This is a genomic window from uncultured Tateyamaria sp. (assembly GCF_947503415.1).
Taxonomy (GTDB): domain Bacteria; phylum Pseudomonadota; class Alphaproteobacteria; order Rhodobacterales; family Rhodobacteraceae; genus Tateyamaria.
Genome location: NZ_CANNDS010000001.1, coordinates 1,328,021 through 1,341,394 on the forward strand (window position 1 = coordinate 1,328,021; position 13,374 = coordinate 1,341,394).

A 13,374-nucleotide genomic window follows, 5' to 3' on the forward strand; every position below is an offset into this window, starting at 1 on the left:
CGCGGTTCGAAGCCGCGCCTTTTTCTTATTTCGATCAGGCATTGGGACTACGCTGCGGCCGTTCCAGTGTCTGACAGAGCACCTTTGCGTGCGGCCAATTGATTTTGCACTTCTGCCGCTTAGCTTGTCGTCCGAGGCGAGCGCGCAAGAGGCACATGACCAATCACTCACAAACTTCGCGGCCCCTTGCCGTCCCGTCCGGGCGTGTGTCGCGGATAGGTCGCATGGGCGTACTGGCGGCTGGCGTAGCGGGGCGCATGGCGCTGGATGGCGCGCGCCAATGGGGGCAGGGCGGTCGCCCTGCAGCGCGCGATTTGCTTTTGACCTCTGCCAATATGCGCCACATTGCCGATGAGCTTGCGCGAATGCGCGGTGCTGCGATGAAGATTGGCCAATTGGTATCGATGGATACAGGCGACGTGTTGCCGCCAGAGTTGGCTGAGATCATGGCGCGGTTGCGAGCTGACGCTGACTTCATGCCGCCCAAACAGCTGCGTGACGTGCTGGATGCGGAATGGGGCGCAGGCTGGCGCTCTCAATTTGCGCAGTTCGATGTTCGCCCAATCGCCGCTGCTTCGATTGGGCAGGTGCATAGGGCAAGGCTGCCGGATGGCACCGAATTGGCGATCAAGGTCCAATACCCAGGCATCGCCCACAGCATCGACAGTGATGTTGCCAATATCGGGCGACTGATCCGATTGTCCGGCCTTTTGCCACAGGGGTTCGAACTGGATCCCTATCTTGACGAAGCCCGGGCGCAACTGAAGGAAGAAGCGGACTACCGGGCCGAAGCAGCGCATCTTGAAACCTTTGGAGCGCTCTTGCGGGATGACCCGACTTTCACGCTCCCCCAACTGAACAAGGCGCTGACCACCGGCAAGGTGTTGGCAATGACCTATGTTCCGTCGGACCCGATAGAGACGCTTGTGCATGCCCCGCAAGAGCAGCGCGATCTGGCGATGCACCACTTGTGTGACCTCATGCTACGCGAGTTGTTTGTCTTCGCCACCATGCAGACCGACCCGAACTTTGCCAACTATCGCTATGACCAAACGAACGAACGTATCGTATTGTTGGATTTCGGTGCGACCCGAGCGGTGCCTGCATCCCTTTCGTCCCAAATGCGCGCACTGATGCGGGCAGGGATGGAAGGGCAACGTGATGACGTTGCGCGCCTTGTGGCAGATATGGGGTTGGTGCCGCATACGGTGCCAGAACGGTTTGCGACCCGCATCATCGACATGGTCATGCTGGTGTTCGACGTGATCCGCGCCGATCCTGTTCTTGACCTTGGTACATCCGACCTGTCTCGGCGTTTGCAACGCGCGGGTGAAGCGCTTGCGGCAGACGGCTTTGTCCCACCGCCAGTGCCGATGGGTTTGCTTTACATTCAGCGTAAGGTGGCCGGCATGTTCCTATTGGCATCTCGGCTGCGTGCGCGCCTGCCAGTCACCGCACTGGTTCGTTCCTATCTGGAGCAGGAATGAAAACCAAAGCGCAGATTTTGCATTTGAGTGGCGTGGAAAAGTCGTTCGATGGGGCTGATGGCCCCGTACCCATACTGCGTGGGGTCGATCTGTCCCTTGCTGCCGGAGAAACGTTGGCGCTGACAGGTGAGTCCGGAAGCGGAAAAAGCACCCTGTTGCACATCGCGGGCGGGCTGGAGATGGCTGATGCGGGTGCCGTCCACGTGGCCGGTCATGATTTGACCGGGATGTCCGACACCCAACGAGCCGCTGTGCGTTGCACGGAGGTGGCCGTGGTGTTCCAACAGTTCAACCTGATCCCGTCGCTGACGGTTGCCGACAACATCAGCTTTCAAGCGCGTCTTGCGGGCCGGGTGGACGGTGAATTTGTCGCTGATCTTGCGCGCAAACTGGGTCTGACGGAACAGATGCGCAAATACCCCGAAGCGCTGTCCGGTGGTCAGCAGCAACGCGTGGCCATTGCGCGGGCCATCGCGGCCCGCCCCAAGGTTTTGTTGGCCGATGAGCCGACAGGAAACCTTGACGAAAGCACGGCCGCCGACGTGCTGGGTCAATTGTTGGCTCTGGTGGCCGAGACCGGCGCGGGATTGATGCTTGTCACCCATTCACCGGCCATCGCAGCGCGCATGGACCGCCAATTGCATCTGAGCAAAGGGCGCGTGGCGTGACGCGCGCATGCCTTGCGGCTTTGATGTCTTATTGGCGGCGGAATCCGTTGCAGTTATTTGCATTTCTGACCGGTCTGGCCCTTGCGACGGCGTTGTGGTCGGGCGTGCAAGCCATCAACGCCGAGGCGCGCGCCAGCTATGATGCCGCCGCCGCGACATTGGGAGAGGGTCAGTTCGATCAGATCGCCCCGCGTGTCGGAGATACGATTGCACAAGCTGACTATCTGTCCTTGCGTCGGCAGGGCTGGCTCGTGTCACCCATTATCGAGGGCGATTTGGGCGGTGTCAGGCTTTTGGGTTTTGATCCGTTGTCTTCACCTGCTGGCTTTGGCGTTGGGCAGGTCGCAGGCACCGGTGACTTGGGGGCCTTTCTGAACCCTGGACAGCTTTTCGCCAATGCAGAGACTGCGGCGCAGTTGGTTGTGAGTGTCCCGGTTGTCATCGACCCAACCATTGCACCGGGTATTGCCGTCGGGGACATCGGCGTGGTGCAACGCTTGCTCGGACGCTCGGATATCTCTCGGCTTCTGGTGCAGTCCGATCAGCCGATGCAACGCCCTGAACTCAGTGACGTGGCACCTCACCTGCGTCTGCAAGCAGCAGGTCAGACGGCCGATATGGGTGAGTTGACGGACAGCTTCCACTTGAACCTGACCGCTTTCGGATTGCTCAGCTTTGCTGTTGGCTTGTTCATTGTCTACAGCACCATCGGCCTCGCGTTTGAACAGCGGCGTGGCATGGTTCGGACCTTGCGCGCGCTGGGTGTGCCCCTATCGCGCCTGATCAGCCTTATGGTGGCCGAGGTGCTGCTGCTAGCGTTTGTCGGCGCGAGCATTGGGATCGTGCTGGGATATGCCATTGCCGCGCTTCTGTTGCCCGATGTGGCGATGACCTTGCGCGGGCTCTATGGCGCTGAGGTGGCGGGGACGCTGCAATTCCGTTTCTCGTGGTGGGGATCGGGATTGGCCATCGCGGTGATCGGGGCTGTGGCTGCGGCAGGCATCCGTCTGTTGCAGATTGCGCGGATGCCGCTTTTGGCTAGCGCCCGCCCACGTGCATGGGCCATGACATCGGTTCGGGCGCAGCGCGTGCAGGCGATCTGTGCCGGGATACTTTTGGGCGGTGCATGTGTTTTGGCGCTGGCAGGGCAAGGCCTCACGGCCGGATTTGCGCTGCTGGGCTGTTTCTTGGTCGGTGCGGCGCTTCTCTTGCCGCTCTTGGTGCGCCCTGTTCTGACGCTTGCCGAACGCGTGGCTAAAGGCCCAGTGGCGCGCTGGTTCTGGGCGGATACGCGCCAGCAATTGCCGGGCCTCAGCCTTGCTTTGATGGCGCTGCTCTTGGCGATTTCGGCGAATATCGGAGTGGCAACCATGGTGTCGAGCTTTCGGCTGACCTTTGTCGCTTTTCTGGATCAAAGGTTGGCGCCCGAATTGTATGTCGAGGCCGCAGATGAGGCGCAGGCCTACGCCATCGAGGATGGCATGATGGCGCAAGGGGTGACGGTGTTGCCGCTGCTCACGGTCGAGACTGAAGTTGCGGATCTGCCTGCCCGACTGTTTGGCGTGCGCGTCGGGCCGACATATCGTGAGAATTGGAAGTTCCTTGATGCCGTGCCTGATGCATGGGACCAGGTGAACGCCGGTCAGGCGGCCGTCACCAATGAACAACTGGCCAGGCGCGCCAACCTTTGGGTTGGGGATGATATCGACATCGCACCGGGCTTGTCCTTGCCCATTGCAGCCATCGTTGCCGACTATGGCAATCCGCGTGGGCAGGTTGTTGTGTCGGAGGCGCTGTTTCGCGACCTGCACCCTGATGTGACGCCTCGCCAATTCGGACTGCGTACAGATGATCCGGTTGCGGCGCGGCACGTTCTGACCTCAGATTTGGGCGTAGACGATGGGGCAATCACGGATCAGGCGGCGCTCAAGGCATTTTCGCTGCAAGTGTTCGAGCGCACTTTTACCGTCACCGCCGCACTGAACGTCCTCACCATGGCCGTCGCTGGCTTTGCCATGCTGATGAGCTTGCTGACGCTTGCCGACCTGCGGGTGCCTCAATTGGCTCCGGTCTGGGCGCTCGGGCTGACACGGCGCAGGATCGGGCGGTTGGAATTGCTTCGAGCGGTTGTGTTCGCTGTCGTCGTATGCCTGTTCGCGCTGCCGGTGGGGCTGGGGCTTGCATGGGTTCTGCTGGCCATCATCAATGTCGAGGCATTTGGTTGGCGCCTGCCCATGTTCCTTTTCCCCTTGGATTACGCACGCCTTGGACTCTACGCCATGTTGGCCGCTGTGGCGGCTGCCGTTTGGCCTGCGGTCCGGCTGATGCGGACACCACCAAGTGCGCTGCTCAAGGTTTTTGCCCATGAACGTTAAGGTGCTTTGCCTACTTGTCCTGTTCCCCATCGCAGCATTGGCCCAAGGGTTTGCCGGATTGGGCACGGATGCGGACGGCTTCGCCGTGCCCCAGCCCGAACCTGAATTCAATTTCCCCGCTGACCATGGCCCACACCCCGACTACCGCATCGAATGGTGGTACCTTACCGCCAATCTACAAGCGGCGGATGGCACGGCGTATGGTCTGCAATGGACACTGTTTCGCTCCGCCCTCGCGCCCGGAGAAGGGGAGGGCTGGACCTCTCCTCAGGTATGGTTCGCCCATGCGGCCGTGACCACACCCAGCCATCACTTTGCTACCGAACGTTTTGCGCGGGGTGGCATTGGATTGGCGGGTGTCGAGCATGCGCCCTTTCGGGCGTGGATCGACGAATGGGCGCTTGAGGGACCGGATTTCGACACGCTGAGCTTGCGCGCTCAGGGGGCTGATTTTGCGTATGACATGAATTTGCAGGCACAAGGGCCATTGGTATTTCACGGGCAACGCGGATTTTCCGTCAAATCTGCGGAGGGACAGGCGAGCTATTATTACTCGCAGCCGTTTTACCAGATCGCGGGGACGCTCATGCTGCCCGATGGCCCGGTTGACGTGTCGGGCAGTGCGTGGCTGGATCGGGAATGGTCATCGCAACCTTTGTCGGACACTCAATCGGGGTGGGACTGGTTCTCCCTCTCCTTCGAGGACGGGAACAAGCTGATGGGTTTTCAACTTCGCCAACGCGATGGGTCGACCTACAGCGCGTCGACATGGATCGGGCCAGATGGCACCACAACGGCTTATCCTGATGGTGCTTTTGTGGCTGACCCACTGACGCAAAGCCGTGTGGTCGGACGGGATGTACCGACGACATGGCGGGTCCAATTGGCAGATCGTGGTGTTGACGTAGAGGTTGATGCCGTGAACCCGAATGCGTGGATGCCACTGAGCATCCCTTATTGGGAAGGGCCGGTGACGATGTCCGGCAGCCATGAAGGTGTCGGATATCTGGAGATGACAGGCTATGAGTGATCCAAACGATCTGGCGGCTTTCCTTGCAAGTGCATGGCAGCACTTGGGTCGTGGTGTGGCCGATGGCCGCTCGCCCGCGCGCTATCCGACATTTGCAACCGTGTCGCCCGATGGCCTGCCCGAATTGCGCACAGTTGCACTTCGTCGCGCGTCTCAAACCGATGGGATGGTCGAGGTGCATACGGACATTGTGACGCCCAAGGTCCAATCCTTGCGGGCCTTGCCCAAGGCCGCGCTGCACGTGTGGCTGCCCAAGGCGGATCTGCAAATACGGCTGACGACGACGGTGGAGATCCTGACCGGCGAAACGGTGGAAATCGCTTGGGCGAGTGTCCCGCCGGCGTCTCGCGTGTCCTACGGAACCGAGCCTGACCCCGGCACTGAAATTGATGACGTGTACGCCTACACAAAGCCGCCCGTGCGGGACCGTTTTGCCGTCTTGCGGTGCCGCATCGATCACATCGATCTCGTGGAACTGGGAGAGCGTCACCGAAGGGCAGAATTCACACGAGAAACAGAGTGGCTGGGTTCCTGGTTGGCACCTTAGGCTGCTGTGAAGTATCAGAACGCCCGGTTTGCCGGCGCGTCCGGAACAGGCATCGCGACCATCTTTTGTGCCAGCGCCACGCACCCGTTCGCCTGATGCGCGGCGAGGGTATGACCCTTTTCTGCAGTGGCCAAGTGGGCCTCTCCGACCACCCCGCTGTCAGACAGGTCAGATGCGATCCAGCCATACGAAATCGGGCCAATTGGCGGGATCAGTGAACCCTCAGCCGTTGATCTGAAATCGCGCGCTGCCGACATGTCTACCGTGTCGGGCCGGAAGGCCAGCATGAGGGACGTTTCACTGTCGCCACCATGTATGCCGTAGGTATTCTCTTGCGCGCTGAACAGCCCATCCGGCGCACCGAACGATCCCCATTGCGTCTTGACCGCCAGCATCCCGGCGCGCACCCGCAATTCGCGCGACAGGATCGAGATCAGGTCAAGATTGCCGCCGTGTGAATTCACGATCATCAGCTTCTTGAGACCTGCGCGCGCAACCGACAGGCCTATTTCCGTCCATGCTTTCAAGGCCGTCTCGGCGGTCAGCGTACACGTGCCCGCCGCCCATAGATGTTCGTTGGACTTGCCGATGGCCTGCACGGGCAGGATCAAAAGGTCGAGATCATCCGGGCAGGCCTTGCGCACTGCGTTCAACATGCCCTCGGCAATCAACGTGTCGGTCCCTACGGGCAAATGTGGTCCGTGCTGCTCAATCGCGGCTGTGGGCAGAACGGCTATGGTCTTTGCAGGGTCCAGCCCCTCGAATTCGGGCATCCGCAGGTCGGCCCAGTCACGCGCACTCATGATGGTTCCTTCGGGGCATAGGTGGCTTCGAGGCGCGAGGCGAGGTAGTCCGCCGCGCGAATGGGCGGGTACTTGGCATCACCTGTTCCGGGCAGCGCTGCGATCAAAGCGTCGGGATTGGCTTCGCAGAAAAATGCAACCGACCGTCGTTGCCGCTTGGGCGGCAGCACGCGGTGAGGTGTTGAGACATAGATGTCATTTGTCCAGCGCATCAGGCAATCGCCAATATTGACGACATACGCGTCGGGCACATGTGGCACGTCGGTCCAATCACCGCCGCGGGGCCGCACCTGCAACCCCGGTTCACCGTCCGTCATCAAAAGGGTGATGGCGCCGTAGTCAGTATGAGCCCCGGCCCCGATTTCATTGTCGGCCCCGGTCGAGGGTGGGTAGTGCAACAGCCGCATCGCCGACAAGGGTTCGGTGAAGTGCGTGGCGAAGTGATCGGCGGGCAGTCCAAGGTCTTCGGCCATCACACTCAACAGACCAGAGGCCTGCGCCTGACAGGCGTCGTAATACGCGAGCATCGCATCTGAAAACCCGGCGATATCCGGCCATCGGTTCACCCCGCGAAACGGTTCATCGGCCAGCACCCGAGGATCGTCGGGCGGAAGGTCATAGCCAATGTTGAACGTTTCCTTGGTATCCACTTCCGGCCGTGTTTCGTCCAGCGACTCGTCGCCGGGTTTGCCCCAACCCCGAAAATGTGGGGTGTCGAGGATCGACAACTTCGCCTTTGCCTCACGTGGCTGATTGAAAAAGTCGTTGGAATGGCGGAACACATCCGCCCGCAAAGATGCGGGGACCTCACTGTTTGTGAGCAGGAAAAAGCCCGTCTCTCGGACGGCCTTGCCAAGTGCGGTTGCAAATCCGGCTCTGTCGGTTGCCGCGTCTGCCCAGTCGAGAACAGGTATCACGCTGTGAGCCTTTCCATTCTGGCTGCCACCGTCCTGAGATAGCGCGCGCGCGACGCATCTGTCGAGCTGTCCATCAGGTAGTGCGCGGCGAACACTGTGCGGCACCGTTTGGAGCAGATGGCGCGCACGCCCCGCGTCAGCATCTTGCGCCCCGGTGATCCAATGAGCGTGGTCAACCACCATGAAGCGCCGCATGTCGTGAACACACCCAGCCGTTTGATGTGGGTAAGACCGGGGCGGATGTTGTCCCCTTCTCCTTTGGGCATGATAAACGCCACCCCCGGCAAAAGCACGCGGTCGAGCCATCCCTTGAGCATGGCTGGCAGGCCGTACCACCAAGTCGGATAGATGAAGATCAGCGCGTCGGCCCATTGCACGTCGGCCACATCCTGCGCGACAGGATCCGCGTTGCAGGTTTCATCGAGGTAGCAATCCAGCTCATGTGCCGTGAGCACCGGCATGAAGTTGGATCTGTAAAGATCACGCATCCTGTATTCGACGCCCGCCTTGTCCAAGTGCGAGGTCACCGTATCAAGAACCGCAGCGTTGAAGCTGTCCTCTTTGGGGTGACAGAAAACAATAAGCGCCTGCATCAGAATGTCCTTAACTGTTCTCCGACATGGGTCAGAAAATGGCGGCGTTTTGCGTCGCTGGCCCGGTTCATGTCGTAAAGGGCAAGGTATTTGGTCGTGCGGGGTCGGCAGACATGCCAAACGGCGCGGGTGACACATTTGCGCGGTGGGTCGCCACACATCATGGCCCGGACCCGCGTGCCGCCATAGGTCGTCACCGCCGCCAGTCGCCTGATGCGGGTCAGGTTCGGGACGACCTTGCCATCGTCCAGTTTGAAAGACACGCCCGGCAAGAACACCCGATCGAGAAAGCCTTTGAGCATGGCCGGGTAGCCGAAGTTCCAGACCGGGAAGACCAAGATCAAAGCGTCTGCCGCGCGCAGGCGATCAACATAGTTTTGCACAGGCACAGTGTTGTCCGGCACATCGTGATACCCACGTCTGTCGGCCTCGGACATCACCGGATTGAACCCCTCAGCATACAGGTCGCAATCATCGACCGTCCAACCGCGTCCTTGCAGCGCTTCCACTGCATGCGCGTGCAAAGCCGCATTGAAGCTGTCCGGCACTGGATGTGCCGCCAGCACCAAGGCGTGTTGCGGCTCGTCCGGAACGGTCGGCGCGCTGGTCATTCCGCAGCCTGCAGTTTCGGGTACGCATACATGCGGCTAAAGTCCCAATCCGGGTCATCCCATGCAATCATCTTGCCGGGGTTCAAAAGGCCTTTGGGATCCGCTTCCTGTTTGAACGTAAGCTGCCGGTCATCAACGGTTTGCCGTCCGCCTTCCTCGAGGGTGTAGCGGTGCGGATTGAAGATCATGGCACCGGCGTCTTCGTGCATCTTCACGATCTCATCCAGCCGCTCTTCGGTCGTGAACTTGACGAGGGACAGGCCCGCGAACATGACCTTGCCGCCCTCTTTCAGCACTTCGAGGTGCTGCAACACTTCCGGCGACAGCGCATCGCGCATTTGCTCGATCAGGTCGAGATGTTGGGGATAGCCGTAGCGCACCTGTAGATAGGTGATGGACGGATCAACTTTGAGCGCGCGCAGGGTGGTATGGTTCCACCCGTATTCAAACACCGTCCCGGGTGCGCGGTCCCAGCTGTGGTCATCGCTGCGATAGATCAGTTCGACGTCGGATCGGCGGCCCAGAAACGTGGTGAAGCCATCCATGGAATGCGGCGCAACCATGAGGCCGATCAGGGTGTCGTCGGCTTCGACATGAGGGGCGACGCGTTGGAAGAAGTCTTTGGCAATGGGTGCCTCGAACACGGTGGCGAGCTTGATCAGAATGCCATCTTCGTTTGCCAATTCTTCGGCAAAACGGGCAGCGGCCATGAAGTCGGTTGTTTTGACGAACATCTCCACCCAGTCATAGGCGGGCGCCAGCGGCATTTCGATTTCGGTGATGATGCCATTGGTACCATAGGCGTGGCTGACGCGGGCCAGTTCCTCTCCCCGGAACTCAAGCACGCGCGGTTCCTCCTCCATCGTGACGACACGCAGGCGGATGATGTTGCCCAGATCGCGCAAAGATCCCCACGTGCAGGACCCGACGCCGCCAGAGCCACCGGCGATGAAGCCGCCGATGGTGGCGGTGGCCCACGTGCTGCTGAACATCCGGATTTCCTGGCCTGACTGTTCCTTGCAGGCCGCATCAAGGTCCTTGAGCAGGCAACCTGGTTCGACGATCACACGGCCGGGATGCACCTCTTTGACCTTGTCCATCCAACGCAAGTGCATGACGCATCCACCTTGCAGCGGCATGGCCTGTCCATAATTCCCTGTGCCAGCACCGCGCGTTGTGACGGGTACGTCATGCGCATAACAGGCTTTGAGCACCTCGATCACTTCCGCCTCATTGCGGGGGCGCACGACAAAGTCCGCCACCACGTGGTCCAGACGATCCTTGAGCACCGGTGAATACCAGAAGAAATCGCGGCTCGAGGCGCGAATGTTTGTCTCTTTCTCTTCGATGTCGAGATGGGCCAGGGCGGCCTTGGCGGCGTCAATATTCATGATGTCTCCCACAGATGGTCGAGGGTGGCGTAGTCGGGCAGCGTGCGGTCGATGGCCTCGCCCCCGCGCAGCACGATGCGGTCGGATTGAGGCCGAGCATACAGTTCAGTCCATTCCCGCGCTTTGAAAATCACAAGGTCGGCAGGATCACCGGGCAGAAGGGTCTGTGACCCAAATCCGCAGGACGCTGCGGGTTGGCTGGTGAACGAGGTGACCCAATCCGTCGCAGAGTGATCCAGATGGGCAATGCGCGTCGCCTGCCGCATCACTTCAAGCATATCGAGATCACCGTAGGCGTAGAACGGATCTCGGGTGTTGTCGGAGGCAAAGGAGACCGGGATGCCCCGTGCTTTCATCTCGTGCACAAGTGTGACGCCCCGAAAACGCGGTGTGCGCGCAATCCCGTCGGGCCGCCGGTCCTGAAGGTAGAGGTTGCACATCGGCAAGCTGACCACGTGCAACCCGGCGCGCGCCACCATGTCCAGCGTGTCCAGCGCGCGGGCCTCGTCCTGCGTGGACAGCGAACAGCAATGCCCGACAACGATGCGCCCCTCGAAGCCAACGTTTAGGGCCACCTCGGCAATCAGGCGCAGGGTCTCCGAGGAGGCATCCATCGTCTCGTCCACATGGAAATCGGCATCAAGATCCCGCGCGGCAGCGAGGCGAAAAAACCCCTCCAGCCGGTCACGCAAATCTGGCACCGGGTAGGTGACCATGCCCAGAACGCCACCGTGTTCGGCAACCAGATCGGCAGTGACGCGAAAATCGCCGTTCTCGGAAAAGCTGTCGCACCCGATCAGGCACACGGCCTGCAGATCGATCCGCCCGGCCCATGCCTCGCGCAGTTCGGCAAACAGGGGCCACGTGATTTGCGGCTGCGGCGGGATGCTGTCGAGATGTGTCCGCACCGCCCGTGTTCCATGCGCATAGGCGCAAGCCAATCCAAACTCCATTCTTGGCCGTAAATCAGCGGCCGACCAGTTGGTGTGATCGGCGCGGACAGTGGTCAGTGCCCCCATAAAAGAGCCGTCTGGATTGGACGCACGCGGCCAGATATGCCCCTTGTCCAGATGCACGTGCATGTCCGTAAAGCACGGCAGGACCATCGCACTGGCCATATCGACCCGCTGCCCGGGTGTGGAGCTGATCTGCCCATTGTCTATATGCAGGTCGGTCGTAACGAGGGCACCAAAGTGTCCGATCAAACAGGCAGGGACGGTGACGTTTGCAAGGGTTATGGGTCCGCTGGGCAGAGCGCGAAAGTCCATTAATGCTCCCGTTTGATGGCGCTCTCATGCCACTTCCGAAGCAGCATGTGGGACAAAAGTGAAAGGGCTGCAAAGATGAACACACCCATGGCTGCCACGATGGCAAGAGCCGCAAACATGCGCGCGATGTTGAGCCTGTAGCCCGCCTCCTGAATGCGGAAGGCAAGGCCAGTGCCGACGCCACCCGTCCCGGCGACCAATTCGGCAACCACGGCACCGATCAGGGACAAACCGCCCGCGATTTTCAGTCCACCAAGGAAGTAGGGCAGGGCGGAGGGCAATTGCAGCATCCACAGACGCTGCCAACGCGTGGCCCCGTAGATGCGAAACAGATCGCGCAGGTTATGATCGACGGAGTTGAGGCCCAGCGTGGTGGAACTGAGCACCGGAAAGAACGCGACGAGCCAGGCGCACAGCAGCATGCCCACGGTCTTGCTTTCCACATAGATGAAAATCAGCGGGGCGATGGCGACAACCGGCGTCACCTGCAGGATCACCGCGTAGGGATAAAGCGACAGCTCGACCATCTTGTTCTGATTGAACAGAATGGCGAGGCCCGCGCCGCCGATGACGGCAATGGCCAAAGCCATCAATGTGATGCGGCCCGTCAACAGTGCCGAATCCCACAGGATTGCCCAATCCCCCGTCAGGCTGCCCCAGACCCGGCCGGGGCTGGGCAGGATGAAGTGCGGGATTTCGTTCCAGACCACGATGCGGTCCCAGACCCAGATCATCAGTGCCATGACAAGCAGCGGCAACAGCCACCGTGCCGTTTTTTCGATCCGACGTCTGCGGGCGCGGCGCGCTTCTTCCGCGTCAACAGTGGGTGCCTTGGTGGGGGCGGATTGATTGTTCAGGTCGGCGACGCTCATGCCGCCGCCTCCATCGCCAGTTCCAACGCCTGAGACGCAGCGCGGCAATGGGCGGCATATTCGGCCGAGGTTCGGAAATTTTCGTTGCGGGGATACGGGGCGTCCACATGCAGTTCTTCGATCACGCGCCCCGGTCGTGCGGCCATCACGACGATGCGGTCGGAAAGAAACACGCTTTCAAAGACCGAGTGGGTGACAAAGATGACCGTGCATCCGATACGCGCCTGCATCTCCAACAGATCGTTGTTCAGCTTGAACCGCGTGATTTCGTCAAGTGCGGCAAAGGGTTCATCCATCAGGATCAGTTCGGGTTGCGTCACCATGGCCCGCGCGATGGACACCCGCATTTTCATGCCTCCCGACAATTCGCGGGGATAAGCGTTCTGAAATTTATCGAGGCCCACAAGCTTGAGCGCCTCCAGAACGTTGTCTTTCACGGCATTGTAAGGTTGGCCCTCAAGCCGGAAGGGCAGGTACACGTTTTGGGCCACGGTGGCCCACGGCATGAGTGTCGGTTCCTGAAACACGACGCCCAAATCGCCCTGCGCGCGTGTTTTGGCCCATTCGATCCGCCCGGACGTTGGCGCTGACAGCCCCGCAATCAGCCTCAGCGCTGTCGACTTGCCACACCCCGACGGGCCAAGCAGCGAGATGAAATCGCCCTCGCGCACAGTTAGGGACATCGCGCGCAAGGCCTGCACATCACCGGGGAACACCTTGTCCACGGCGTTGACACGCAACAGCTCTTGCCGCTCTGAAAATGGGGCGATCTTCGCCATCCGCTACTCCTGCCAAGCCCGGACGCAAGCGCC

13 protein-coding genes are annotated in these 13,374 nt (G+C 60.6%); 5 read left to right on the forward strand and 8 right to left on the reverse strand.

What is annotated here, in order from left to right; all coding sequences use genetic code 11:
- Positions 1–224 precede the first annotated feature (224 nt).
- From Q1A32_RS06455 to Q1A32_RS06475, 5 genes are read left to right on the forward strand one after another with little or no spacing between them, the layout of a single operon-like run.
- The gene (locus Q1A32_RS06455; RefSeq protein WP_299651052.1) at positions 225–1,487 is read left to right on the forward strand and encodes an AarF/ABC1/UbiB kinase family protein; all 1,263 of its coding nucleotides are present in this window, start codon (positions 225–227) and stop codon (positions 1,485–1,487) included.
- Positions 1,484–2,155, forward strand: coding sequence for an ABC transporter ATP-binding protein (locus Q1A32_RS06460; protein ID WP_299651056.1), 672 nt, complete (start codon positions 1,484–1,486; stop codon positions 2,153–2,155). Before Q1A32_RS06455 ends, Q1A32_RS06460 begins: the two co-directional genes overlap by 4 nt.
- Positions 2,152–4,530: an ABC transporter permease gene (locus tag Q1A32_RS06465; RefSeq protein WP_299651059.1), complete on the forward strand. Its 2,379-nt coding sequence runs from the start codon at positions 2,152–2,154 to the stop codon at positions 4,528–4,530. Before Q1A32_RS06460 ends, Q1A32_RS06465 begins: the two co-directional genes overlap by 4 nt.
- Positions 4,520–5,560 (forward strand): lipocalin-like domain-containing protein, encoded by a 1,041-nt coding sequence (locus Q1A32_RS06470; protein WP_299651062.1) that lies wholly within the window; start codon positions 4,520–4,522, stop codon positions 5,558–5,560. Before Q1A32_RS06465 ends, Q1A32_RS06470 begins: the two co-directional genes overlap by 11 nt.
- Positions 5,553–6,107, forward strand: a complete 555-nt coding sequence (locus tag Q1A32_RS06475; protein ID WP_299651065.1) for a pyridoxamine 5'-phosphate oxidase family protein — start codon at positions 5,553–5,555, stop codon at positions 6,105–6,107. Before Q1A32_RS06470 ends, Q1A32_RS06475 begins: the two co-directional genes overlap by 8 nt.
- A gap of 14 nt (positions 6,108–6,121) precedes the next feature.
- On the opposite strand, the gene Q1A32_RS06480 is transcribed toward Q1A32_RS06475, so the two are convergent.
- From Q1A32_RS06480 to Q1A32_RS06515, 8 genes are read right to left on the reverse strand one after another with little or no spacing between them, the layout of a single operon-like run.
- The gene (locus tag Q1A32_RS06480; protein WP_299651068.1) at positions 6,122–6,910 is read right to left on the reverse strand and encodes a creatininase family protein; all 789 of its coding nucleotides are present in this window, start codon (positions 6,908–6,910) and stop codon (positions 6,122–6,124) included.
- Entirely contained in the window at positions 6,907–7,827 is a 921-nt protein-coding gene (locus Q1A32_RS06485; protein ID WP_299651070.1) for an isopenicillin N synthase family oxygenase, read from the reverse strand. The genes Q1A32_RS06480 and Q1A32_RS06485 overlap by 4 nt, the downstream gene beginning before the upstream one ends.
- The gene (locus Q1A32_RS06490) at positions 7,824–8,420 is read right to left on the reverse strand and encodes an NAD(P)H-dependent oxidoreductase (RefSeq protein ID WP_299608098.1); all 597 of its coding nucleotides are present in this window, start codon (positions 8,418–8,420) and stop codon (positions 7,824–7,826) included. Before Q1A32_RS06490 ends, Q1A32_RS06485 begins: the two co-directional genes overlap by 4 nt.
- Positions 8,420–9,031, reverse strand: coding sequence for an NAD(P)H-dependent oxidoreductase (locus Q1A32_RS06495; protein ID WP_299651073.1), 612 nt, complete (start codon positions 9,029–9,031; stop codon positions 8,420–8,422). Before Q1A32_RS06495 ends, Q1A32_RS06490 begins: the two co-directional genes overlap by 1 nt.
- Positions 9,028–10,422: an FAD-binding oxidoreductase gene (locus tag Q1A32_RS06500; protein WP_299651077.1), complete on the reverse strand. Its 1,395-nt coding sequence runs from the start codon at positions 10,420–10,422 to the stop codon at positions 9,028–9,030. Before Q1A32_RS06500 ends, Q1A32_RS06495 begins: the two co-directional genes overlap by 4 nt.
- Positions 10,419–11,690 carry a cytosine deaminase gene (locus Q1A32_RS06505; RefSeq protein WP_299651080.1) on the reverse strand — a complete coding sequence of 424 codons (1,272 nt, stop codon included), beginning with the start codon at positions 11,688–11,690 and terminating at the stop codon, positions 10,419–10,421. Before Q1A32_RS06505 ends, Q1A32_RS06500 begins: the two co-directional genes overlap by 4 nt.
- Positions 11,690–12,562: an ABC transporter permease gene (locus tag Q1A32_RS06510; RefSeq protein WP_299651083.1), complete on the reverse strand. Its 873-nt coding sequence runs from the start codon at positions 12,560–12,562 to the stop codon at positions 11,690–11,692. Before Q1A32_RS06510 ends, Q1A32_RS06505 begins: the two co-directional genes overlap by 1 nt.
- On the reverse strand, positions 12,559–13,341 hold the full coding sequence (locus Q1A32_RS06515) for an ABC transporter ATP-binding protein (protein WP_299651086.1): 783 nt from the start codon (positions 13,339–13,341) through the stop codon (positions 12,559–12,561). Before Q1A32_RS06515 ends, Q1A32_RS06510 begins: the two co-directional genes overlap by 4 nt.
- Between the last annotated feature and the right edge of the window lie 33 nt (positions 13,342–13,374).